Raw genomic sequence first — 22,638 nt, forward strand, 5'->3', positions numbered from 1 at the left:
CATGTCCGGCGTCTTGGCGGTCACCCGGGCAAATGCCATTACACTGTCCGGCCTATGACGTACACCCTAGCCGCCCCGGTCGAGGCCGAGCTCGACATCCGCAAGAGCCGCTTCCTCGCCCTGGCCATCCCCGTCGCCGACCGCGACGCCGCCATGGCCGAACTGCAGCGCCTGCGCGCACTGCATCCCACCGCCACACACGTCTGCTGGGCCCTGCTGGCCGGCGGACAGTCCGGCATGTCCGACGACGGCGAACCCTCGGGCACCGCCGGCCGCCCGATCCTCGAAGTGCTGCGCCACCACGACCTCGACGGCGTGCTGGCCGCCGTGGTGCGCTACTACGGCGGCATCAAGCTGGGCGCCGGCGGCCTGGTGCGGGCCTATACCGACGCCATTGCCGCCGCCCTCAAGCAGGCCGAACGTGTCGAACGGATCACCTACGCCACCTTGGCCGTGGAAGTGGACTACGCCGACGAACCGCGCGTGCGCCGCTGGCTGGACCAGCCCGAACAGGCCGGCTGCAGCCTGGCGGACAGCGCCTACGGCGCGCGCGCCCTGCTGACCCTGCACCTGCCCGCGGCACAGCGCGAGCGCGCACGCGCCGCCCTGCGCGACGCCACCCACGGGCGCGCAAGCTTTCCCGAGCAGCCCGGCGATGACGACGCCTGAGCCACCCGCCATGTCCGCCCCCTCCCCGCATCCCGCCACCGCCACGCTGGAGCCCGCCGGCACCCGCTTCCCGGTGGCCACGGGGCAGACCCTGCTCGAAGCCGCGCTGCGGGCCGGCGTCACCCTGCCCCACTCGTGCCGCAACGGCACCTGCCGCACCTGCATGTGCAAGCTGCACGCCGGCGCGGTCGACTACCGCATCGCATGGCCCGGGCTCAGCCTGGACGAGAAGGAAGACGGCATGATCCTGGCCTGCGTGGCGCTGCCGCGCGGCGACGTGGTGATCGAGGTGGCGACGCCGTTCTGAAGCGACGGCGGAGGCATTTGCGGGAGAAGGCGTCCTGGCGCGTATGCCCGCGCCAACGCCCTGCCCCGGCCCTACCCCGGCCACACCGCCACCGTGCGCGCATGCCGCGCCGCGCAGTCCGCCAGCGCGCCCAGCACCTCGCGCATCATCCACCCCTGCCACGCGTCGTAGTCGGCCATGGTCGGGGCATCCGGAATGCGGCACGGCGCCGCGAGCGCGCTATCGAGCGGCGGCGGCAGCGCGGGTGGCGTCGACGGCGCCGGACAGGAGGCGCATCCGCTCAGCATCAGGGCGGCAATCCACGGGAAGGGGCCTGGCACGTTGGAGTTCCTCCTCAAGACGATCGAGCCGCGCCGCCAGCGCGGACTGGGACTGCCGGTAGGCATCCGCCGCGGCACGCATGGCAGCGCTGCTGGCGCGCAAGGTCTCGAGCGCCTGCGCCGACTGCCGCGCCTGCGCCCCGCTGGCAGCCAGCGCGCTCGCAGCCTGCACGGCCTCCAGGCGCCAGCCATTGGCGGTCCAGCCTGCCGCGCCCAGCAGCAGGCCGGCGCCGGCCAGCCCGGCCAGCCGCCATGCGCCTACATCCGGCATAGCTCACGCTCCTGCCGCCGCCGCTCGACCAGGCCCGGCAGCACGCGGCCGCGCGCCAGCACCCAGCGCGGCAGCTCGTCGCAGGCGCCGGCCACGTCGCCGGCGTTGAGCTTGCGCAACAAGGTGCTGGCAGCGAAGGCCTCCGGCCCGACGTTGTAGACGAAGGACGCCAGCGCCGCCCGGCGCGTCTCCGGCAAGGGCACCGCCACCAGCCGGTCGACCGCGCCGAGCGCCTTGCCCAGGTCCGCGCGCAGCAGCGCCTCGCACTCCGCCTCGCTGCGCCGCTGCCCGAGGCGCACGCCATCGGTATGGCCGTAGCAGATGGTGGCGATGCCGACCGGGTCCAGGTAGGCTGCCGGACGGTAGCCCTCGAACAGCGCCACGGCGGCCGCCGCCAGCGCCAGCGCGCCGGAGCCGAGCGCCAGCGTCACGCGTTGCGGCAGCGCCATCTCAGCGCTCCCGCCGCGCGCGCCACCACGGGCGGCCGATCTTGACCCACAGGAAATGCGCGGCGAGCAGCAGCACATAGCCCAGCGTGACCGCGCTGGCCCAGTCGGCGACGCCGTAGCCCATGAAGGTCATGATCGGCACGGGGGTGGCCGGCATGACCTTGGCGGCCTCCACTGTCATGTCGGCTTGGTTCATCGGGAATCCTCCGGCACAAAAGAAAAAACCCGCGCATGGATACCACGCGCGGGCACCAACGGCACCGGCCGCAGCGCTCAGTCCCAGGGCGCCTGCGGCCAGGCGCTCACCTGCGCCGCATCCGGATCGATGGCGCGCAGCGCCTTGCGGTACTGGCTCATGGACCTGAGCCGCTCCACCTCCGGCTCCGTCAGTTCGCCCAGCAGGAAGCCGTCGAGCAGCGGCGCGATGCGCCGCTCGGCCTCGGCCAGCAGCCCGTCGCGCCGTGCCGCGGCCTCGTCGGCTTGCAGCCGAGCGGCCAGCGCGTCGTCGAGCTGCCAGCCTTCGTCGCGCCACACATGGGCGGGACCTGGCCGCGGCTCGTCGGTGAGGAAAGGCGGCAGGTCGCCGATGCCGCTGTACTCGGCGCCCGCCTCGAAGCGGCTGCCGTCGGCCGTGCGGTAAAGCGGCACCCCGCGGTAGTCGGGCTGCGCGGTCCAGGCGCCGTCCGCCGCGTTCTGCGGCACGCCGCCCGCCGCATCGCGGTAGACGGCGATGGCGCGGCCGGCCGCGCGCGGCGGCGGCACCGGCGTGGCATAGCCGGGCACGATATGGACGCCGGGCTCGAGCGGGCTCGGATCGGCCACGCCCAGGCCGAGGTATTCGCCGGTGGTCGGGTGGTAGTTATGGATGTCCATGAGGTTCTTCCTTGTCTTGGGGTCAGTACTTGATGCAGGCGAGGAGGGCGATGTTGCGGGGGCGGGTTTCGGTGCCGCCGGTGCTGCCGATGGGGGCATAGCTGTTGTCGGAGACGATCATGTAGTTGCCCGTCCCGTTCTGCCCCTGTACCACGCCCTGTCCGGGCAGGCCCGAGTGGGTGTGCTGCTTGAAGAGGTCCGCCTGGGCACTACCGAACGTGCGCCCGGCATCGACGCCGCGCGCATCGTCCCAGCCGCGCAGGAACTCGCCGCGGAGGTCCGGCACGTTGAAGGTCTGCGAGCCATCGCCGTTGCCGAAGGTCGTCCCGACCTCAGCGAACAGGTCGGCGTAGACGGTGCGCGATACCGCGGCACCATTGCAGCGCAGATAGCCGGCGGGCACTGCATTCCTGGCGTGATAGGCGATCGTGCCGGGCAGGACCAGCCCGAAGTTGGTTGCGCCCAGTTGCCCGAGCTTGGTCCAGGCCGTGTTTGCCGCATTGCGCATCTTGAGCGTGCCGCTGGCGGTGTCGGCCCAGAACTGGTAGGGGTAGGACGGATTGGGCTCCACGGAGCCGGACTGGTTCGTCGCGATCGCGGCCAGCGCCTGATTCAGGTCGGCCCGGAACGCGGCACCAGGCTGGTTGTCGATGATCATATCGTGTTGGGACATGTGTTCCTCTCCAGGTCAATAGCCGACCGCATCCCAGTCGAAACGCCTGGAAATGGCTGCGCCGGCAGCGTTGTAGAAATTGACGGTAAAGCCGCGCTCGTTCGGCGCGCTGATGGTGAAGTAGTCGCCCTGCACCATGTTCTGGGCGGTGATGCCGACCTTGGGCACGATATGGAACGGCGGATCGAAAACCACCGCCTGCGCGCCCGCCGCCGACACCACGCCGCGGCCATAGGCAATCCTGTCGGGCATGTCCACGGTGACCGTCAGGCCCGCGACCAGCACGTTGTGGGCACTCGATAAACTGCGCAGTTCGGCGCGCCATTGAAAGGCCCGGGCCTCGTAGTCACCGGCCGCGAAGCGCTCCCAGGGCGACCACGCGGGGGTACGGGCCGGATCGTCGCGGGTGTGGCGCACGAACAGGGTTACCCCGGCATCGCTCAGTCGATCGCCATCGATCGACTGCCAGGTATCCAGGGGCTCCGGTCGTACATCGAACAGGTCGCCGGTGTCGAACCCCAGGGCATCGATCGTCGCCGTCAGCCGCGATGTCTCGATCCGCCCGAGGTCCAGCGCATTGGCGAAGGTGTAGCTGCCCGAACTCGCCACACCCCCGAGCGAATCCACCCATGGCCAGCCGCCGGCACCGACGACCGCATCGATGGCGCCGAGACGGTCGATCTGGCCGGCGTCGTCCCACAATCCGCTCGCGTCGACCGGGCCCTGGCTGTCGATCAGGCCATTGCCGATCAACTTGATGCCGCCGAGCGCCCGGTCGAAGATCACCTTGTCCTTGGCTCCAGCGAAGGCAGGCTGCTCCGACACCGTCGCCACCACGTTCAGTCCCTGCAGGCTGGGAGCGGTGGTGGCCACCTCGGACGCCGTCACGGATTCGTTCCCGCTCGAGTCCACCCACTTGATCAGATAGACGCCGGTCAGAAGCGGCAGCTGTGCCGAATTCGCGGCACCGGCGACATAGCCACCGATGTCGATCGCGCTGCCCCATTCGGGCTGCATCAGGTTCGAGGTATGCCGGATCGATGCCCGGCCGCCATTGCGCACGTCGAGGTCGGTCGCCGGGTCCCAGACGAGGTGCGCACTGCCGCTAAGCGCGCTCAGCGAAAAACCGGTGACATCTTCCGGCGGCGCCAGCTTGCCCACCACCACGTGCACGGGCGAATAGGTCCAGTCCGGGCTGCGCACGCCGATGCCGGAGACGTAGCGCGCCCGCACCACATAAGGCGCGCCGTCCTCGACCGGCATCAGGTAGCCGCTGGTCGCGGTGGCGGCCAGCGGCGCAAGACTGGTCCAGTCTTGCGCGTCAGCCCGCTTGTACTGCAGCTCCACACGACCGGATTGCCGCAACTGCGCATCCTGCGCCGCTGGCCAGATCACCCGAACGCGGGAGGTCACCACCCCGGTCTGGCTCAGTACCAACTGCTCGGAGCCTGACTCCAGGCGGATCTGCCCGACCGGCTCGACCAGTAGGGGATTCGGCAGGTTGGTGTCGGGCGCGGGATCCGACGAGGTGGCGTCACCGGCGTTCCAGTCATAGACGGAAGGTGCTTCTTCATTCAGCACCAGGTCGACACCACCGTCGTCGCTCATCTTCCACGACATGACCCGGAAGGTCTTCTCGGCCCATCCGAACTTGGCCGACGACAGCTTGACCGTGCTGTACGCGGTCAACCGGAACGCGCTCAGTTTTGCCGGAAACTCGACGACGATTCCCTGCCGGGAGCGCTCGAGGATGATCTTGGCCAGGCGCTGCGCCATCACGCCGTCGGTGGTAAACGGCAGCTCGATGTCCCGTTCGATGCTCTCGCCATCCTGCCCGGCATACAAGGCATTGCTGACCGCCGGGAAGTCGCCCGGCAACCAGCCGTTGGCCGGGTTCACGTAGGTTCCCTTGACCACATTGAAGAGGTCGCGCCGGGACATGCGCGCCTGCACCTTCATCGCCCCGCGCAGGTCGTCCTCCGTCAGCGTCATCGTTGGAATGTCGTAAGCGCCGGCGAAGACCCGGAAGACTCCACCGGAGATCACTACCGAACCGGCACCGGCGGTGGTCATCTCGGTCAGGTTGTCGCGCGGCGACTTGTCCAGCATCACGATGCCATTGCAACGGTAGCGCTGCTGGGTGGTGCCGTCCGCCAGGCGCACAGCCTCGTCGCTGACGTTCGCCGCCGCCATCACGGTGGCGAGGTCCACATCGCCGGCAGCGCAGGAAAACCCACGTTCGTCGCACAGGTAGTCGTAGACGCAGAGCGCCCAGTTGTCCGACCAGGCGACGGTGCCACCGCGAGGGTCGTACACGCGCTTGCCGCGCACCAGTGCCTTGATGTTGGGCAGGCCGTTCGGGAATACATCGGCGTCGTACTCCAGCCGCACATAGAGATAGCAGACGCCACGCAGCCGGTGCTCGGCCGACCAGCCCGGCACCATGGCGACCAGGTCAGGATCCGCCTCCTGCTCCGGCCAGCCCAGGTGCTTGTGCACCACCACCAGGCCATTGCTCCGACGCTCCTCGAAGGTCACCACCACCGTTTCCGCATCGTCGGGCAGCCCGCGCACCGTGACTGAGTCGCTGCCCTCGCTCCACGAGACATCCGTGATCGCTACATCGCGCCCATCCGCACATTTGGCGACGGCCACCTGCAAGGTCAGGACCGGAACGCCGGTCGATAGCGTGAAGGCCGTATGGCCTGGCGGAACCGCGACGAAACGGGTGCGGGACTCTCCCCAGACCTTGCGGAACCGGCCGCCCGTCGGCTGGCCATTGCCGTCGAGCGGTCCCACTGCCTGGTCGCCGAGATAGACTTCGTCGATCGCCTCACAGGTATGATCGGCCAGCGCCACGACCAGATGCATGTACTGGTTCTTGTGCGCGCCATCCGTGCTCGCCGCGAACACCAGCGGGCCGGACGTCATTGCCTTGCCGTAGATCAGGTTGCGGGGCTGGACGTTGGAGCGGACGATCTGGGTGCGGCCCTGGGCTTCGGCTGTAAAACTGTTCGTCGTTCGTGGCTTGAACACTGCGCCCATCAAGGCGTTGAAGGCCATCGCTAAAGCCAGCGAAGCGACGGCATAGGTGGCCACGTAGGCCGCGGCCACCCCGATCCCCGCCGCCATTGCCGTGCCCAATGTCGCCATGCCTGCCCCGGCCGAGACCGCTGCGCCAAGTGCCTCCGCTACTGCTGCCGCTGCTGCTGCCGGCATAGTTCCCCCCTATACATGCCAAGCGGCCTTCGCCGCGTCCATCGAATGAAAGACGATGCCCTCGCGCCCCTGCGCGGCCAGCATGCCGCCCACGCAAAGCGCCAGTGCCTCGCCCTCCGGCGTGTCGATCAGCGCCACGTCGCCGCGCCCGGCCAGGGCGGGGGCGACCGGCTCGCCCAGTACCTGGGTGGCGATGCCGGCAACCCCGCCGTTGTCGCGCAGCACGCGGCGCGCGCCTCGCTCGCCCTGGTACAGGCCGCGCCAGCGCGCGCCGGGATCGCTGCCGGTCATGGCCGCGATGCCGTCGCAGACGAACAGGCAGCAATCGCTTTCTCCCCACGAAAAAGCCCGCGCGCGGCGGGCTTCGATGAAGGCGGCCAGGCGGCTCGGCCAGTCTTGTTGTCGTTGCTGTCTTGGCATCAGCGTCCCCATGTCAGTTGCTTCTCCACCATCTGCGCCACGAACTCGAAGCCGCGATCACCGGGATAGCGGGCTTGCTGGTCCTCGTGGTTGTATCGGCGCACCTTGGCGCGCTCCCAGCTGACCATGCGCGATTCCGCCGACACCGTGACCTTGGCGGTCTCGCCCACCTCGGTGTTCATGGTGTCCATGCGGCCGGAGAACAGGCGCACGGGCGCAGCTGCCAGTTGCAGATCCTCCCGCAGCGGCGCGAACCAGATCTGGCAAGCCTTGCCCTGGTACTGCTCCGCCAGCGTGATGGCGATCAGCTCGGGCGGCACGCCCGCCAGCGTGAGGCGCACGCCGATGGCCTCGAGGCCGGCCTGCTCCTGGATCGGCTCGATGCCGCCCAGCGCGCCGATGCCCAGCCACGTGGCGCCGTTCCACTCGATGTCGTAGCCGGCGCTGCACACGCGCAGCGGCTGGGAGAAATCCATCTGCACGAAGAACAGATAGGGCACGTGGCCCGCGCGTACCGCCGCGGCGGTGGCCTGGTCGAGGGGGCGCGTCATGCCGGCACCTCGATGAAGTCCACCGCGAAGGTCTCGTGCCGCCAGGCCGCGGTGCTGACGAACTCCCAGGTATCGCTGGCCGGGCGCATCAGCGCCTTGGGCTTGTCGAGCGCGATCGAGGAGCGGTCGGCGGGCGCGCGCCGGAACGGCGGTGCCACCGGGATCTGCGCCAGCCCGGCGGCGTCGCTGGTGACGTCCGCCGTGACGAGCTTGAGCTCGCCGCCGGCGGCGATGAACTCGCCGGCGCGCAGCACCAGCGTGGCGGCCGGCCAGGAGCGCGACGGCAGCAGGCGGAAGTCGCTCAGCGCGCCGTTGACCTGCGGCGCTGCCGCGCCGGCCAGCTCCGGACGCGCCGCGACGATGGCGGCGGCGGGTGTGCCGTGCGGCCACAGGTAGAGGCGGCCCGCCATGCCGTTGAGCGCGGCCAGCAGCGCCTTGAGCCGGCGCTGCTGCGGTTCGCTCAGCGTGGAGAAGGTCAGGCGCGCCCGCCACAGCGCGCCGGGCCGCTCCACCGTCTGCGTGGCCCGGTTCAGCGGCGAGGTGAAGCTCTCGGTGTTGGACTGCAGTCCGAACATCGCGCCGGACGGCAGGAGGTCGTCGGGAAAGGTCAGGATGGCCATGGCTTATCGTCTCTGGGAAAACTGGCCGCCCCGGTTGATGCTCTCGAGGATCTGGGCCTTGGTCTGCTGCTGGCTCTGCTGGATCGCGGCGATCACGTCGGCGCGGTCGGAGCGGCTGTCGATGTTGTAGGTGTTGTGGAAGGTGATGGCCGGCGCGGCGCCAGACACGTCTCCCTGGCCGGGCAGAGCCGTGTCGGGCAGGATGCGGCCTGCCACGTCGGGCACGAACAGCTCGGGGCGGCCGCGTTCGCCGATCAGGTAGGGCTGGCCGGCATCGACGTTGCCACCGCTGGCACGTATCGGAGTGCCAACCGGCATGCTCATGTCAACGGGAGTACCAGCCATATCCGTACTGGCAGCTTCCCCACCGATCAGGCTGCCGATGAGGCTAATGCCCATCTTCGCTAGTCCGGAGATCGCTGCACGCGCCTGGATCTTGATCAGATCTGCAATAACCGACTTGGCAAACTCGCCAAAATCGAGCTTTCCGGTGGTAGCAAAAGTCGCCACGGCATCGCCCATCTTGCTGAACGCGTCGGAGAAGAGCGACTCCACCGCACCGGCGACGCCACCAGCGGAGCCGAGGTAGTCTTCGAGTCCCTTCTGCGCGTCGCCGAGCCAGCCTGAGAAGGTATTGATGCTGGCCTTCTTCGTCTTGCTATCGCCGGCGCCGGCGCCGGCCTCCGCGGTCGTGGCAGCGCTGGCATCCGCGCTGCCGGCCGCCGCCTCTTGGGCAGCCTGTGCGGCGCCTTGCTGATCCTGCGCACCGCCGGAACCTGCGCCGGGAGTGGAAGTGCCTTCCTGCTGTGGGAACAACCAGTCCAGCAGGCCGACGCCCCCCTTGGCCAGTTGGGACAGCCCGACTTTGCCGACGGATTTGCCGAGCGACTGCAACGCGGTCTTGCCCGCTGCCGGCAGACTGAACTTGCCGGTCTTGGAGTAGTCGACGATGGCGTCCTCGAAGGCCGTCAGGACATCCTTGACGCCGTTCTGGACTGAACCGGCTTCGACCCCGCTGTTACCCGCCTTCTTCTGCATCGCACTGCGGGCCGGATCCACCACGTACTCCCGGAACAGTCCACCGAGGCTGGTGGCGCTGGCGCGGTTGGCGCGCTCCAGCGCGTCGGTGGACTGCTTGGCGCGGTTGACCGCCGCCTCGTGCTGCTTGAGCGCGCTCTGTGCGCCGGTTGCGGTGGTACCGGTCTTGGCCAGCCCGGAGGCGGCCTTGTCGCCGTCGCCCGCCATCTTGGCGATGCTGCCGGTGGCGCGCTCGAGCGCCCGCACGAAGCGGTCGACCGCGTCCTCGCCGCGCTTGAGCGCGGCACTGTCGAGGGCGATGCCCAGGGTTGCGATTTGCATGGTTATCCCTTGCGCTGGTACGCCGCCGCCATCACCACACGGTCGAGGCGGCGGATGGCGTCGAGCTGCCAGTGCGCCGGCCGCTGGCCGAGCAGGGTGAAGTAGGCGTGGATGTCGGAGTAGGTGAGCGGCTGTGGCATGGGCCTGCCGCGGCGGGCCGCGTTGAGGTCCGCGAACCACGTCCACAGCTGCAGGCCGGCCGCCGGCAGCGCCGGTCCCGCCAGTTCAGGCAGGGCGCGGCCACTCTGGCGTGCGGCCGCCTCGAGGTTGTGGCGGACGGACGAGCCGTCGGGCAGGCGCGCGTCGAGCACCGCCTGGTGCTCGGCGTAGGCCACCAGCTCGTCCGTCAGCGCGCCAAAAAATTGGCGGTCTCCGCCGCGGCCGCGTAGACCTGGCCGCGCGCCTCGGGGTTGATGGTGTACAGCAGGCGCGCGTGGTCCGGCGTGCAGGGTTCGTCGATGCCGCGCCAGGCCAGCGTGCGCAGCACCGCGCCTTCGATGGCACGCGCCTCCTCGTCCTCGATCGGGTCCGGCGCCATCTTCTCGCCCTTCTTGGCGGCGACGTAGGCACGCTCGCGCCGTTCGTTGATCAGCTTGCGGTTGGCGGCCATCACCGTGTCCGAGTGATCGCCCAGCACGGTGATGAAGACGCCGAGGCCGTCACCGGCGGAATTCTTCAGTTCGAACTCGTGGCCGGCCTCGCTGGCCCGCACCAGGTTGAGCGAGGCGAGCGGACGCGACGATGCGCCCTGGCTTGTTTCCATGGTCTTGCTCCGGGGAAAGTGAAGGAAGGCGCGGTGGCGGCGCACAAGCGCCGCCGCCGCGCCGGGGCCACTGTCAGGCCAGCGAGTCCTGCACCGACAGCGTGGTCTTCTCGCTGGCAGTGCCGGTGCCGCCGGCGGTGTTCAGCAGCGCCTGGAAACTGAAGGTCTGCACGATGCCCTTCTCGCCGTCGTCCTTGGCGGCGCTGCTCAGTTTCACGCGCGGCAGGTTGAAGGCGATGAAGTCGGCATTGGCGGCATTGCTGGTGGTCAGCGCCGCCACGATGCCGACCTCGCCCTCGCCGACGAAGGCATCGCGCAACGTGCCGTCCTGGAAGTAGGCGGTGAACTGGCCGGTCACCACCAGCCGGCCGGGGAAGAAATCGGGCATGGTGTTCTGCCCCACCACCGGATCGCCGCTGAGATTGCCGTTGACCGACACGCTGAGGCCGGTCACCAGCCCCACCTGCACACCCCCGACCAGCAGTACGCCGTTGACGGCGGCCACCACGCCCGCAGCGGTCTCGGCCGCAGGCGCGGTGAAATAGGCGCCGGTGCCGGTCTTCATGTCGATGCCGCGCAGCTGCGGCGAGATGGTTGCCATGCCGGTGGCGGGCAGGCTCACGTCGAGCTGGCCGACCTTGCAGTCGGTGAACTGCTCGGACTGGTTGATGTCCGCGTACCAGTGCTCGAAGGTCAGGTACTTGTCGGTGTGGCCGCTGGCCGGCACGAAGGTCTTCTTGCCCTGCACCGTGACCGAGGCCGAGGCAATCGGGCCTTCCGCCACCAGCGCGCTGCCATTGAGCACCAGCACGTTGAGCACGGTGGCGGTGAGCGACACCACCAGCAGGTTCTTGGCGGCATTGGCGGCGTTGAAGCCGCCGGCGAGCCGCACCACGTCGCCGGCCTTGATGCCGTCGGTGAGGAAGGAGCCGGCGGCGCGCGTGACCGTATAGGCCGGGCCGCTGCCTGCCACGGTCAGGCTGGCGCCGGACACCACCGCGCCGGCGCTGAAGTCGCGCCGCAGCGCCGCGGCGATCAGGTCGGCATAGGTGCCGGGCGACAGCTCGCCCTTGATGGTGCCTTCGACGCGGCGCACGCCGTGGCGGAAGTCGGCGATCTGCTGGTCGGCGCGGATCTCCTCCGACTGGTAGCTGTCTTTCACCAGCGACAGGTCAGAGGTGACGCGGCGCAGGATCTGGCCGCCGGTCGAGCCGGCCGCGACACCCTGGCCGGTTTGCGCCTTGTAGCGCAGTTGCTTGTACAAACCCTTGGCAATCGGCATGGATAGGCTCCAGGAAAAGAAAAAACCCCGCGCGCGGCGGGGCTGGTGGCAAGGTGGAAAGAGAGCGGGCGGCGTCAGCCGCCCAGGTTGGCCAGGTAGTCGATGCTGACCGGCACGCAGTAGCGGTCGCCCTCGATGGCGCCGGCACCGATGGCCGGCGTGGTGCGCACGATCACCTCGACGCCGTCGGCACGCAGCGTGGTGGCGCGGGCGAACCACTGGCGCAGCGCGTCGGCCTGGGCCTGCACGGCGGCCGTGCCGCTGTCCTGCGGATAGCACAGCGTGACCTTGTAGAGACCGACCTCGCGGAAGGCAGCGCCGTAGCTGGCGTTCTCCGGCGTGGCGGGCGTCATCAGCACGCGCTGGTAGGGCACGCCGGCGGCGGGCGTGAACGGCTGGTTCTCCCAGGCCGTGGCCAGCGCGGGCTGCATGGTCTTGAGGCGTTCTTCGAGCGCCTTGCGGATGGCGACGGTACTCATCTCGGGGGGTCTCCTGCGAGGCAATGCATGGGAATCGGAACGGATGCATCGATGGCCGGCGCAGCAAAGCAAAAAGCCCGCGAGGCGCTGGCCTGGCGGGCTGGATTCGCTGCGCTCCGGTCCGGCCACGGGCATCCCTCCATCGGGATGCTGTGTCTCGGTCTGAACCGGTGCGCCGCGCTGGGCAATCAGTAATCTGGGTTCAGATTAGAGGACAACCGCACAGCGCGCAAGCTTTTGCACCGTGTTTTTTTACGCCATCGCGCATGGCGCGGCGCGCACCGTGAGCACGCGCCGTGCGGGCAATGCGGAAGGCGAGGAAGGCAAATGCGGTGCGGGCTGTGCGGACAGTGTCGCCGTCTGTTGCACCGCCTGTTGCACCGACTGCCGTGCCACCTGCCGCGCCAGTTGCCGGCGCGCGTCGTCCAACGACAGCACATGCATCATCACGCGCTGAGCCTTGGCCAGGCGCGCCTCCCAGTGGCGCAGCGTGCTGGGCGCGGCGCCGTACTTGCGCACCAGCACGCGGCACACCATCTCGGCCTCCATGCGGTGCACATAGTGGTATTGCAGCAGGCGCTTGGCGAGCGGGTCCTGGATGCGCTGCCAGGCGCGCTCGATCCTCCAGCCGTCCTCGATGTCGCGCGGCAGCAGCGGGATCGCGGCCTGCCGCTCGGCGGCATCGCGCAGCGCGGTCGCCACGCGTGCCCACGATGCGCAGCATTGCGGCTGCCAGCGCGGATCGCGTACCACCCTGCCCCAGTTGTCCAGCCGGTCTTCGATATTCATGATCGCTCCTGTGGTGATCGGCCTTGGTTCGGCCCTGCTTCGGTTGCAACGCCCGCGCGCGCCTGGCGCGGGCGCCGTGCATGGCGTCCTTCATAGATCCTCGCGGATCGCCCGCGCGGGGCGCGGCGCCGGCGCGCGGTATCCCGCCGGTGCGTCGAGGAAGCGCGTGGTCTCGCCGTGGTAGGCCAGCGGCACGCTGCCGGTCTCGCCCTGGCGCTGCTTCTCGACCAGCACCTCGCACATGCCGCGCGCTGGCGACTCCGGGTGGTAGACCTCGTCGCGGTAGAGCAGAAGGATGATGTCCGCGTCCTGCTCCAGCTCGCCGGAATCGCGCAGGTCGCCCATCAGCGGGCGCTTGTTGGCCCGGCTCTCGAGACTTCGGTTGAGCTGCGCCAGCGCGATCACCGGAATGCCCAGCTCCTTGGCCAGCGCCTTCAACCCACGCGAATAGCTGCCGACTTCCTGGCTGCGGTTCTCGCTGGCGCCACCGCTCATCAAGCCGAGGTAGTCGATTACCAGCAGGTCGAGCCCGTGGCGGCGGCGCACCATGCGCGCCTTGGCACGCACGTCGGCCAGCGACAGCGCCGGCTGGTCGTCGAGGAACAGGCCGAGCTCGGCCACGCGGCTGCGCGCCGCCGCCAGGCGCCGCCAGTCCTCGTCGCCGAGTTGCTCGGGCTGGCGCAGGCGCGGCAGCGGCACCTCGGCCAGCATGGCTAGGTTGCGCTGGTGCAGCTGCGCCTTGGGCATCTCCAGCGACAACACCAGCACGCTGTGGCCGCGCGCGGCGTGGCAGGCCACGTTGAGCGCGAAAGCGGTCTTGCCCATGGCCGGGCGCCCCGCCACGATGACCAGCTCGCCGGCGCGCAGGCCGCCGCCGAGCTTGGTGTCGAGCGCGCGAAAGCCCGTTGCCAGCGCCTGGTGCGCGCCGGCCGCCTGCTCGCGCAGCGCGCCCAGGCAGGCGTCGAACTCCTCGCTTGCGCGCACCGGGCGCGCCATCGTACGTTCCTGCGCCAGGGCTTCCAGCCGTGCCTGCACGCGATCAAGCACGGCGCGCGCAGGTTCGCCGCCTGCCACCAGGGCCGGCAGGTCCGACGCCACCGCCAGCAGTTGCCGCTTGAGCGCGCGGTCGCGCACGGTGGCCGCGTAGCGCGCGATATTGGCACTGCCCGGCGTCTGCAGCGCCAGCGCATTCAAGTAGGCCAGGCCGCCCGCGTGGGCGTCCAGTCCGTGCGCGGCCAGGCGTTCGAAGACAGTGACCGCGTCGGCACCGACGCCATCGGCAAGCAGGGCGACGATATGGCGGAAGATCGCCGCATGGTCGGCGCGGTAGAAATGCTCGGGCAGCAGCCAGCCGGCGCGATCGATCGCGTCGTTGTCGAGCAGCAGCCCGCCCAGCACGGCCTGCTCGGACTCGATGCTGTGTGGCACCGCGCCAGCCGTCACCGCCGCCAGGCCGACGTCGCGCGCGCTCATGCCGCCTCCTTGTGGTAGCGCCCCTCGCGGATCTTGGCGAAGTTTTCGGCCTTGACGATCCAGTCGAGGCTGGCCACGAACGGCGGCTTGCCGGCGCTGGGCGCACGGCCGGTCAGGAAGCGGCTCTCGGCGATGTAGGCGAACAGGCGGCGCCAGTAGTCCAGCGTGCGGCGCCCGGCGTCCTCGCTCCAGCGCGCGCGCAGTTGTGCCTGCCGCGCCGGCGTCCAGTCGCGGATGCGCGGACACATCGGCAGCAGCTCGTGGTAGAGCGCGACGATGTCTCGGTGCGGACAGTCGGCGCGGCCGCGCTCGGACGCGGCAGGTAGCGTGGCTTCGGCAATCCCCTCGCCGGCAGCGGTGGCCACAGGTAACCCGCCAGGGTTACCCCTTTCCTGGTCCTTCCCCTGGTCCTTCCCCTGGTCCTTCCCCTGGTCCTGCTCATGCCCTTGCTCCTGCTCCTGTTCATGGCTCGCAAGGGCCAGGCAAGGGGCTTCGCCCGGTGCCGGCGCACCGCGGCACCGGCTCAGGTGGAAATCGGTGCGGTACTGGTCGAAGAAGGGGAGCAGGAAGGGGTTGTCCGGCAGCGCGTTGTACTCGTTCTGCGCGCCGGCGCAGCGCTTGTCGGCCGCGCTCAGCGCCCGGCCGATCTGGTAGTGGGCCATCTCGCACACCCACACCATTTCGGTGGCCGGATCGTAGCGGCAGAAGCCGGCCTCGATGCAGCCGGCCAGCCCCGCCGACGCAGCATCCATGCCCAGGCCGGTCTCGTGCGCGATATACATCACCGGCAGGTAATAGAGGCCGAGCATATTGGCATGCGGGCAGGTGGTCAGGTAGAGCGCCACCAGTTGCGCGGGTGCGCCGTGCGCGCGCAGCCGCCTGCCGGTCGGCCCCATCCAGAACTGCGGGCTGATCTTGCCGTAGTCACGCATGGCGGCCCTTCCCGTCCATGCCGGACGCCATGGCCAGCCCGCGCAGGGCGCCGTGCCCGTGCCGCGGCGCCTTCATCGCGCCCCCTTGCGCCCGAGCAGTTCGTGCGGCTTGCCGGTGGCGGCGCAGCGCCGCAGGCCGCGTACCTGCAGGTAGCCGGCGTCGAGCAGCTCACGCACGCGTCCGCACACCGACGACAGGCGCAGGTGGGTGCGTGCGGCGATGTCCTCGCGCGTCAGCAGCACGCCACCGCCGTCGAAGCAGTCGATGACCATGCGCTGGCGCGCGCTGAGACCCGCTGCGCCACCGGCGCCCGGCGCCGTGTTCGCGGCCGCGTCGCCTATCGCTGCGCCGGCCTCCGCTTTCCCTTCCCTTGCATCGTTCATGGCACTTCCCTCCTGTTGAAAGGGCAGGCCCGCACTGCGCGCGCGGCCCGCCGGACCGCCCCGGCGCCGCGTGGCCGGGTTGGGTCGGATGCACTTTCGGACGATTCTATTACCATATCGGTAACCATTACAAGACTCATCTGTTACCATGAAGGTCTATTTACCTTCTCGGTCAAACCGGGTTCAATCACGCGCATGAAGTCGATCAAAGAAATCCGCCGCGAGAAGTTCTCGATTGCCATCGCCGAGAAGTCCGACGGCAACCAGTCGCGCGCCGCCCAGGCCCTCGGCTATTCCACCCCCTCCCTGGTCAACCGCTACCTGAGCGGCGGCAAGGACATTGGCGACCGCACCGCGCGCAAGATCGAGGAGACCTTCGGCTATCCGCAGTTCTGGATGGATTCGGAAAGCCGGCCGGCCGTGCCGCCGGCGCAGTCGGACGGCCTGGCCGCGCGCGTCGGCTTCGTGCTGGAACGGCTGGGCATCCGCAAGAAGGAACTGGCGGCAGCGGTGGGCGCGCCGGAATCGGATGTGCAGGAATGGGCCGAGGGCAGCCGCAAGCCGACCCTGGTCCAGGCCACCGTGCTGCAGGAGCGCTACCAGGTCAACGCTGTGTGGCTGCTGACCGGCAAGGGCCAGCCATCGCCGGCGGTGGCCTACAGCGACGACTGGCACCCGATCCCGATCGCGCCGCAGGCATTCAAGAAGATCGCCGTGGTGGCAATGGCCCAGCTCGGCGACAACGGGCACTTCTGCGACCTGGAATACCCGGTCGGGCACGGCGACGGCTACCTGCATTTCCTCAGCGCCGACCCCGATGCCTATGGCCTGCGCTGCGTCGGCGACTCGATGGAGCCGCGCATCCGCGACGGGGAATTCGTCGTGGTCGAACCCAACCAGGCCGTGGCCAGCGGCGACGAGGTGCTGGTGAAATCGCGCGACGGGCGGGTGATGGTGAAGATCCTCGGCTATACGCGCGACGGCTACACCCACTTCCTGTCGATCAACCAGAACCACAAGACGGTGAAGATCCGGGCCGAGGAGATCGAGCAGCTTTCCTTCGTCTCGGCCATCGTCAAGGCCTCGTCCTGGCGCCCCGACTAGGCGGCAGGGGGTGGCGCCGGGCTGGCTGTGACCCCATAGGACAAAGACAGCCAGCCGAATTGTTACCTTTTTGGTTCCAATTATCAGAAGTGTTTGGTAAGATTCCGTCGGTCGCCGGCAGCGGTGGCCGACCCAGGCAGGAGGAACATCGATGACCGATCAGGACAACCCGGGCAAGGCGCAGGACAAGCGGGCGCGCAACAATCGCTGGCTGTTCCGCGCCATGGTGGTCGCGGTGGCGGCGATCGCGGTGGCCAACCTGCTGCTGGGGGAAAACGACGGCGATCACGACGACGGCTGCGCGCCTTGCGAGCGCCTGCCGGTCAGCGACACCTGAGTCGCGCCGCCGCCTGCGGGACTCGGGCCCTGCCTTCATTCCTTGCGGCAAAACTCGCGGAAAACCGACGATTGCAGACCATTGACCAGAACCGGCATCCGAGCCGGCAGCCGAACCAGCACGACGCGGCCGCGAACATCGTGGCCGTCACCCGCCAGGCCTGGGGCCTGGTGCCCGCCCCGGGACCTTATTCCTCCTCGCCCCCCTCCCGTTGCGCCGGCTCGGACCGGCCGGCGGCGCAGGCCGACCCGCTGGCACAGCCAGCACACTCCGCACAACCGGCGCTCAACGGGGCGGCCGCCTGAGCGGGTGCGCCTGCCGGCTGTCCTCCGGCGCCGCCTCCCGCTCGTCCAGCCCGTAGTCGCGCAGCACCTGGGCCACACGCAGCCGATAGCCGGCGAATACGCCGGCGCGACCGGCCGCCTGCGCGCGCCGGTGCGCTTCCACATTGCGCCAGCGGCGCACGGCCTCCTCGTCACGGAAGAAAGACAGCGACAGCAGCTTGCCGGGCGTGCTCAGGCTCTCGAAGCGCTCGACCGACAGGAAGCCGTCGATGGACTGCAGCGTGGGTAACAGCTGCGCGGCGAGGTCGAGATACTGGTCGCGGCGGCCGGGGGCGGGTTCGACTTCGAAGAGGACGGCGATCATGGCTGGTTTCCAGGCAAGGGATGGGGCATGGCAGGGAATCGGCAACGATTCCGGAACGACATGCCGCCAATGTGCCAGCGCCGTGCGCCGCCATGTTTCATGCTGTGATGAAGCGTGGGCCGCCCCCTCCGACCCGCTGAGACGCACGGCACGATTTTCCGAGACGCCCGGGACAGTACGCGCGGCGCGCTCCTGCAACAATCCCCGCCGGCCCGCCGGCCGCGCCGCCACCAGAGCGGCCCGCAGGCGGCCCCCTGGCCGAGGCCAGGACACTCGATTGATCGACAGGGGGGTAAATCCATGCTGTTCTCCTACACCAGGAACCTATCGCTGACGCTGCTTGCGGCGGCCGCGCTCGCCGCCTGCGGCGGCGACAACGCGGACAGCGGCGCCACGAGCGCCGGCGGCACGCCGGCGACGGGCGGCGGTGCCACGGCACCGGCGTCCGGCTGCGCCGAGACCGGCGTCGATGCGCGCTACGCCTGCCAGACCGGCAGCACCGAGCCGCTCTATGCCTACCAGTGGGCGCTCAAGCAGGCCACCAGCTTCTTCCGCGCCTTCACCGGCACCGCCGATGGCGTCACCGACATCAACGTCGAGGAAGCGCACGCCGCCGGCTTCAAGGGACAGGGTGTCAACGTGCTGGTGCTGGACGACGGCATGGACATCGGCAACGAGGACCTGGCCGCCAACGTCAACCGCGCCATGACCCACAACTTCGACGATGGCGGCAGCGACCCCACGCCGGCCGATATCGCCGCCAACATCGACGAAGCGCACGGCACGGTAGTCGCCGGCATCATCGGCGCGGCGCAGAACGGCAAGGGCGTGATGGGCATCGCGCCGCGCGCGGTGCTCGGCGGCGCCCGCTTCATCGGCCCGGCCAAGGCCGATCCCCTCAAGGCCTACGGCGGCGCCGACTGGTCGAGGTCGGCGCACATCATCAATGCGTCCTACGGCGACAACCCGAAGCTGCCACTTGCCTATGACACCGGCGAGGACGCCTCGCCGCTGATCCGCGCCTTCCCCAAGTTACGCGGCGGCAAGGGCCTGGTGATGGTCAAGGCGGCCGGCAATGAGTTTGCCGACACCGGCGAGAAGCCGACGCGGTACTGCGCTTCGGTCGGCGGCCAGGGCGGCGTGGTGAGCTGCCAGAACCCGGCCAACGACACCGATGCGCTCGAGCCCGGCGTGATCGTGGTCGGCGCGGCCAATGCCCGCGGCGTGCGTGCCTCCTATTCGAGCGCGGGCTCGGTCAACTGGGTGACGGGCCTGGGTGGCGAGGGCGGCGAGGCCGGCCGCTACGGCGAAGCGGGCAGCGGCCCGACCATCTTCTCGACCGACCTGCACGGCTGCGCGCGCGGCTACGCCCGCACAGGGGTGAGCAAGGTGAACGACTTCATGGTGGCCGGCAGCGTGACCAACCAGAAGGACAACGCCAACTGCGACTACGCCAGCATGAACGGCACCTCGGCGGCCACGCCGACGGTGACCGGCGTGGTGGCGCTGATGCTGTCGGCCAATCCGAACCTGAGCTGGCGCGACGTGCGCGAAATCCTGCGCGCCACCGCCAGGCCCATCGATCCTGGCTATGGCTCGCGCGATAACCGCAACCAGCGCGTGAACCTGCGCGACAGCAGCTTCACCGGCTCGACCGACGCCAGCCTGGTGGATGGCAGCCGCAGCGCCCGCGTGGACCTGGGCTGGCAGAAGAACGCCGCCGGCTACCGCTACTCGAACTGGTACGGCTTCGGCCTCGTCGACGCCGGCGCGGCGGTCAAGGCGGCGCGGGCCTACACGGCCTACAAGCCGGCGGAACTGACGGTGCCGGACTTCACCGAGGCCTTCGACGAGATCACCGAGTTCCGCTACGGCCAGGTGCAGAAACTCGGCCAGTTCACCGTGACCGGCAGCGACAAGGTGGATGCGCTGCAACTGCGGCTGAGCGGCTCGGTCTGCCTCGGCAGCGTCGGCATCTTCGTCAAGTCGCCGTCCGGCACGGTGTCGGCGCTGGCGGTGCCCTACAACGCCTTCTACGTGACCGGCGCGGCCGCAGCCGACCACTACGGACTGGGCAGCTATGCCTTCTACGGCGAAGCGGCGGCGGGCACCTGGGAGGTGTACGCGGTCAACGCCGTGCCGCTGATCGAAGGCCCCGGCCAGTGCAGGAACTACACGCCGCGGGACGGCACGTCCACCGTGACGCTGGCCAGCCCGCTGGCTGTCGAGTACCGTATCATTGCCGCCCGCTGAGGCGGCGGGGAGATCCAGATGAAGACCAATCCGTTCGACCGTACGGCGTCCGGCGCCTGCGCCGCGGCCTTGCTCGCCGCCGTCCTCGCCCTGCCCGCCGTATCTGCCGCTGCCGCCGACACCGGCTACGCCATCGGCACCCGCCTCAGCCAGGCGCAGCAGGCCGCGCTCGGCGGCGCGCGCGAGGTGCAGATCGGGGGCCAGGCCTACCGCGTGCTGCCCGACACCGACAGCAAGCCGCGCACGCTCAGCAGCGGGGCGTCGGCCGCCGAGGCCACCTCGCTGGTGGTCAATGCGCGCGGCGTGGTGGGCGAGTCGCGCAACGAGGTGCTGGTCTCGCGCGTGCCGGTGCAGGCCGTGCAGCAGGCCGTCGGCCAGCTCGGCATCCGCGCGGTGTCGGTGCAGTACTACGACCACATCGCCATCAGCAGCCTGCGCTTCGCCAGCTTCGAGGACACCGCCGCCGCGCGCGAGCGGCTCAAGTCCCTGCTGCCCGCCGACGCCGGCGTGGACGTGCCGGTCCGCTACAGCAAGAGCACGGTGCGCTGACCCTGGGCTGACCCTGGGTTGACCCTGGGCTGACCTTGAGCAAACCCGCTGCCGGGCCCTTTGCCGCGCCTGCAGCGGGCCCGGCGCGGCAATTCGCGCCGGGCCCGCCCCTCCTCCACCGACGGTTCCCCTTTCCGCCTCCCATGCGCCATCTCTACCGCCTGGCGGCCTGGGCGGCGCTCGCGCTGCTCGCCGGCGCCTGCGCTTCCTACCGCTATATCCCACCGCAGACGGCCGCCGGCCGCCAGTGCGTCACCACCTGCGACACCAACAAGCAGCTCTGCGCCGCCGGCAAGGAGCAGACCGCCGCCGTCAAGGCACAAGCCTGCGAGACGCGGCGTGCGACGCAGCTTTCGGCCTGCCTCGCGGTGGCGGGCAACGACAAGGCTGCGCGCGAACAGTGCGCGAAGAAGGTCGGCTACTGCTCGACCTACGCCGACACCAGCGCCTGCGACGAGGGTTATCGCAGCTGCTACGTCCAGTGCGGCGGCCAGGTAGTGCTGGAGGAGGACTGAGCTGGAGGAGGACTGAGCGGCACCGGGCACCGCGCATCGAGCCTCCGGCCGGCTGGCGATAGCGGCTAGGCGCGCTCGCCTGCGTGCCGCAATCCCGCCAGCCAGGCCTGGATCAGCGCCGCCTCGCCGGCTTCGGCCTCGGCCACGCCGATGCCGGCGGGCGGGCGGGCCGCGTGCGCAGAGAGCACGCGCACCTCGCGCGGACTCAGGCCGAAGCGGCGGCGGAAGGCGCGGCTGAAGGCGCTTTCGCTGGAAAAGGCATAGCGGTAGGCCAGTTCTCCGATGGCCGGCGGATGCGCGTGCGGACGCGCCAGTTCGTCGAAGCAGTGATCCAGGCGGCGGCCCTGGATGTAGGCGTGCACGCCACCATCGTCGTCGAACAGGCGGTACAGCGTGGCACGCGACAAGCGGAAGGTGCGCGCGATCTGCGCGGCCGACAGCGTCTCGGCGCACAGGTGCGCGTCGACATAACCCTGCACCAGGCGGCGCATGCTGCGGCGCGCCGCGGTCTGCGCCGGCAGCATGCCGTCATCGAGTGCGGCCGCGCCACCTTCGAGCAGCACCAGCGCTGCGCGCACGCCGGCCGCCATTTCCTCCGGCGTCAGGTCGGCGCCGTGTTCCAGCAGCTCGGCCAGATGCGAACCCAGCAGGCGCGTGGCGGCGCGCGCCGGCTCGAGTACGGCGCCATGCAGGTCGCGGCGCCGCAAGGACAGCGGCAGGTGGTCGCGCGGCACCACCAGGGTCAGGTTGGAGAAGGCGCCCGCGCGCGAATCGAGCGCGCGGCCCAGGTCCAGCACGCTGACCGAGCCGGTCGCTGCATGAACCTGGCGTCCGCCGTAGTCCCCCTCGACCGCCCCGGCGAGATAGCACTGGATCAGGATGTGGTCGACCTGGCTGCGGCGGATATCGCCGGCGCCACGCCGGAACGCGTGCGCCACCGACGCGCTGCAGCGCGAGATCAGGCTGTCGCCCAGGTGCACCGCGTCCAGTTCGCCGCGGAAGGCCGCGGCATCGCCGTCAACCTCGATCGTGAACAGCGGTGCCAGCGCCATGCGCCAGGAAGCGGTGGCCTGCGGGTCGGCGCCACCGTCCAGCCGCACCCGCAGCCGCGGCACCGGTGCGCGCGCGGCGGCGTCCGCCAGCGGGGTGCCGGTGCGGGCGGATGCGGAGCGGGAGGCGGATGCGGCAGCGGACAAGAAGGTCTCGGTGATCGGTGATCGGAACAGCGCGCGCGCAGTTCATGGAACCGAGCACGGATGCGCGGGGAAAAGTGCAGATAGGATCATAGCGAATGCCCCTCGCCATGGGAATGGCCGGCACCGTGAGCGGCCCGGCCGTCTTGCCGGATTCCGCTTCCGCCTCCGCCTCAGCCGCCTCAGCCGCCTCAGCCGCCTCAGCC

28 protein-coding genes are annotated in these 22,638 nt (G+C 69.9%); 8 read left to right on the top strand and 20 right to left on the bottom strand.

All coding sequences use genetic code 11. From position 1 onward, the window contains the following. Positions 1-54: 54 nt before the first annotated feature. Together BKK80_RS32700 and BKK80_RS32705 are read left to right on the top strand one after the other, a co-directional pair. Positions 55-669: an IMPACT family protein gene (locus tag BKK80_RS32700; RefSeq protein ID WP_071018183.1), complete on the top strand. Its 615-nt coding sequence runs from the start codon at positions 55-57 to the stop codon at positions 667-669. 10 nt (positions 670-679) lie between these two features. After that, positions 680-976 (top strand): 2Fe-2S iron-sulfur cluster-binding protein, encoded by a 297-nt coding sequence (locus BKK80_RS32705; protein WP_071072826.1) that lies wholly within the window; start codon positions 680-682, stop codon positions 974-976. A 219-nt stretch (positions 977-1,195) separates the two neighbouring features. On the opposite strand, the gene BKK80_RS32710 is transcribed toward BKK80_RS32705, so the two are convergent. From BKK80_RS32710 to BKK80_RS32795, 18 genes are all read right to left on the bottom strand, one after another. Beyond that, positions 1,196-1,567, bottom strand: coding sequence for a hypothetical protein (locus BKK80_RS32710; RefSeq protein ID WP_071072828.1), 372 nt, complete (start codon positions 1,565-1,567; stop codon positions 1,196-1,198). Then, positions 1,555-2,016 (bottom strand): lysozyme, encoded by a 462-nt coding sequence (locus BKK80_RS32715; RefSeq protein WP_071018177.1) that lies wholly within the window; start codon positions 2,014-2,016, stop codon positions 1,555-1,557. The genes BKK80_RS32710 and BKK80_RS32715 overlap by 13 nt, the downstream gene beginning before the upstream one ends. A 1-nt stretch (position 2,017) precedes the next feature. Beyond that, complete coding sequence (locus tag BKK80_RS32720; protein WP_071072831.1) at positions 2,018-2,212, bottom strand: hypothetical protein; 195 nt, start codon at positions 2,210-2,212, stop codon at positions 2,018-2,020. Positions 2,213-2,289: 77 nt separating this feature from the next. After that, positions 2,290-2,889, bottom strand: coding sequence for a tail fiber assembly protein (locus BKK80_RS32725; protein ID WP_071072832.1), 600 nt, complete (start codon positions 2,887-2,889; stop codon positions 2,290-2,292). A 22-nt stretch (positions 2,890-2,911) separates the two neighbouring features. Next, a complete protein-coding gene (locus BKK80_RS32730) occupies positions 2,912-3,562 on the bottom strand; it encodes a phage tail protein (RefSeq protein WP_084545849.1) in 651 nt (216 codons plus the stop codon). Between the two features lie 15 nt (positions 3,563-3,577). Continuing rightward, entirely contained in the window at positions 3,578-6,715 is a 3,138-nt protein-coding gene (locus BKK80_RS32735) for a phage tail protein (RefSeq protein WP_157903382.1), read from the bottom strand. Positions 6,716-6,790: 75 nt separating this feature from the next. Then, positions 6,791-7,201: a DUF6950 family protein gene (locus tag BKK80_RS32740; protein ID WP_157903383.1), complete on the bottom strand. Its 411-nt coding sequence runs from the start codon at positions 7,199-7,201 to the stop codon at positions 6,791-6,793. Then, a complete protein-coding gene (locus tag BKK80_RS32745) occupies positions 7,201-7,752 on the bottom strand; it encodes a hypothetical protein (RefSeq protein WP_071072838.1) in 552 nt (183 codons plus the stop codon). The genes BKK80_RS32740 and BKK80_RS32745 overlap by 1 nt, the downstream gene beginning before the upstream one ends. Then, positions 7,749-8,372, bottom strand: a complete 624-nt coding sequence (locus tag BKK80_RS32750) for a hypothetical protein (RefSeq protein WP_071072839.1) — start codon at positions 8,370-8,372, stop codon at positions 7,749-7,751. The genes BKK80_RS32745 and BKK80_RS32750 overlap by 4 nt, the downstream gene beginning before the upstream one ends. Before the next feature lie 3 nt (positions 8,373-8,375). Next, positions 8,376-9,731, bottom strand: a complete 1,356-nt coding sequence (locus BKK80_RS32755; RefSeq protein ID WP_071072841.1) for a phage tail tape measure C-terminal domain-containing protein — start codon at positions 9,729-9,731, stop codon at positions 8,376-8,378. 2 nt (positions 9,732-9,733) lie between these two features. Next, positions 9,734-10,066, bottom strand: a complete 333-nt coding sequence (locus BKK80_RS32760) for a phage tail assembly chaperone (RefSeq protein ID WP_071018161.1) — start codon at positions 10,064-10,066, stop codon at positions 9,734-9,736. Positions 10,067-10,077: 11 nt separating this feature from the next. Then, the gene (locus BKK80_RS32765) at positions 10,078-10,494 is read right to left on the bottom strand and encodes a hypothetical protein (protein ID WP_071018159.1); all 417 of its coding nucleotides are present in this window, start codon (positions 10,492-10,494) and stop codon (positions 10,078-10,080) included. A 73-nt stretch (positions 10,495-10,567) separates the two neighbouring features. Further along, complete coding sequence (locus tag BKK80_RS32770) at positions 10,568-11,776, bottom strand: phage tail tube protein (protein ID WP_071072843.1); 1,209 nt, start codon at positions 11,774-11,776, stop codon at positions 10,568-10,570. Between the two features lie 74 nt (positions 11,777-11,850). After that, the gene (locus BKK80_RS32775) at positions 11,851-12,255 is read right to left on the bottom strand and encodes a phage tail terminator-like protein (protein ID WP_071018155.1); all 405 of its coding nucleotides are present in this window, start codon (positions 12,253-12,255) and stop codon (positions 11,851-11,853) included. A gap of 252 nt (positions 12,256-12,507) precedes the next feature. After that, complete coding sequence (locus BKK80_RS32780) at positions 12,508-13,044, bottom strand: hypothetical protein (RefSeq protein WP_071072850.1); 537 nt, start codon at positions 13,042-13,044, stop codon at positions 12,508-12,510. A 90-nt stretch (positions 13,045-13,134) separates the two neighbouring features. Then, a complete protein-coding gene (dnaB, locus tag BKK80_RS32785) occupies positions 13,135-14,517 on the bottom strand; it encodes a replicative DNA helicase (protein ID WP_071072852.1) in 1,383 nt (460 codons plus the stop codon). Further along, on the bottom strand, positions 14,514-15,449 hold the full coding sequence (locus BKK80_RS32790; protein WP_071072854.1) for a hypothetical protein: 936 nt from the start codon (positions 15,447-15,449) through the stop codon (positions 14,514-14,516). The genes dnaB and BKK80_RS32790 overlap by 4 nt, the downstream gene beginning before the upstream one ends. Before the next feature lie 72 nt (positions 15,450-15,521). Next, positions 15,522-15,833, bottom strand: a complete 312-nt coding sequence (locus BKK80_RS32795; protein ID WP_071072856.1) for a hypothetical protein — start codon at positions 15,831-15,833, stop codon at positions 15,522-15,524. Between the two features lie 195 nt (positions 15,834-16,028). On the opposite strand from BKK80_RS32795, the gene BKK80_RS32800 reads away from it, so the two are divergent. The 3 genes from BKK80_RS32800 (at position 16,029) to BKK80_RS32810 (ending at position 17,579) form a co-directional block, all read left to right on the top strand. Beyond that, on the top strand, positions 16,029-16,937 hold the full coding sequence (locus tag BKK80_RS32800; RefSeq protein ID WP_231908204.1) for a S24 family peptidase: 909 nt from the start codon (positions 16,029-16,031) through the stop codon (positions 16,935-16,937). 151 nt (positions 16,938-17,088) lie between these two features. Next, positions 17,089-17,274, top strand: coding sequence for a hypothetical protein (locus BKK80_RS32805; protein ID WP_071038990.1), 186 nt, complete (start codon positions 17,089-17,091; stop codon positions 17,272-17,274). A 71-nt stretch (positions 17,275-17,345) separates the two neighbouring features. Continuing rightward, the gene (locus BKK80_RS32810) at positions 17,346-17,579 is read left to right on the top strand and encodes a hypothetical protein (RefSeq protein WP_071038993.1); all 234 of its coding nucleotides are present in this window, start codon (positions 17,346-17,348) and stop codon (positions 17,577-17,579) included. Here the strand turns inward: BKK80_RS32810 and BKK80_RS32815 are convergent. Beyond that, positions 17,560-17,922 (bottom strand): antibiotic biosynthesis monooxygenase family protein, encoded by a 363-nt coding sequence (locus BKK80_RS32815; RefSeq protein WP_071018145.1) that lies wholly within the window; start codon positions 17,920-17,922, stop codon positions 17,560-17,562. The genes BKK80_RS32810 and BKK80_RS32815 overlap by 20 nt on opposite strands. A 300-nt stretch (positions 17,923-18,222) precedes the next feature. Between BKK80_RS32815 and BKK80_RS32820 the strand changes: the two genes are divergently transcribed. The 3 genes from BKK80_RS32820 to BKK80_RS32830 all read left to right on the top strand — a co-directional run bounded on the left by BKK80_RS32820 (position 18,223) and on the right by BKK80_RS32830 (position 21,239). Next, complete coding sequence (locus BKK80_RS32820) at positions 18,223-20,175, top strand: S8 family serine peptidase (protein ID WP_071072858.1); 1,953 nt, start codon at positions 18,223-18,225, stop codon at positions 20,173-20,175. A gap of 18 nt (positions 20,176-20,193) precedes the next feature. Further along, the gene (locus tag BKK80_RS32825; RefSeq protein ID WP_071072860.1) at positions 20,194-20,724 is read left to right on the top strand and encodes a hypothetical protein; all 531 of its coding nucleotides are present in this window, start codon (positions 20,194-20,196) and stop codon (positions 20,722-20,724) included. Between the two features lie 143 nt (positions 20,725-20,867). Beyond that, positions 20,868-21,239: a hypothetical protein gene (locus BKK80_RS32830; protein WP_071018141.1), complete on the top strand. Its 372-nt coding sequence runs from the start codon at positions 20,868-20,870 to the stop codon at positions 21,237-21,239. 65 nt (positions 21,240-21,304) lie between these two features. Here the strand turns inward: BKK80_RS32830 and BKK80_RS32835 are convergent, their stop codons facing one another. Beyond that, the gene (locus BKK80_RS32835) at positions 21,305-22,435 is read right to left on the bottom strand and encodes an AraC-like ligand-binding domain-containing protein (RefSeq protein ID WP_071072862.1); all 1,131 of its coding nucleotides are present in this window, start codon (positions 22,433-22,435) and stop codon (positions 21,305-21,307) included. Positions 22,436-22,638: the final 203 nt, after the last annotated feature.

Source organism: Cupriavidus malaysiensis (genome assembly GCF_001854325.1).
GTDB lineage: Bacteria > Pseudomonadota > Gammaproteobacteria > Burkholderiales > Burkholderiaceae > Cupriavidus > Cupriavidus malaysiensis.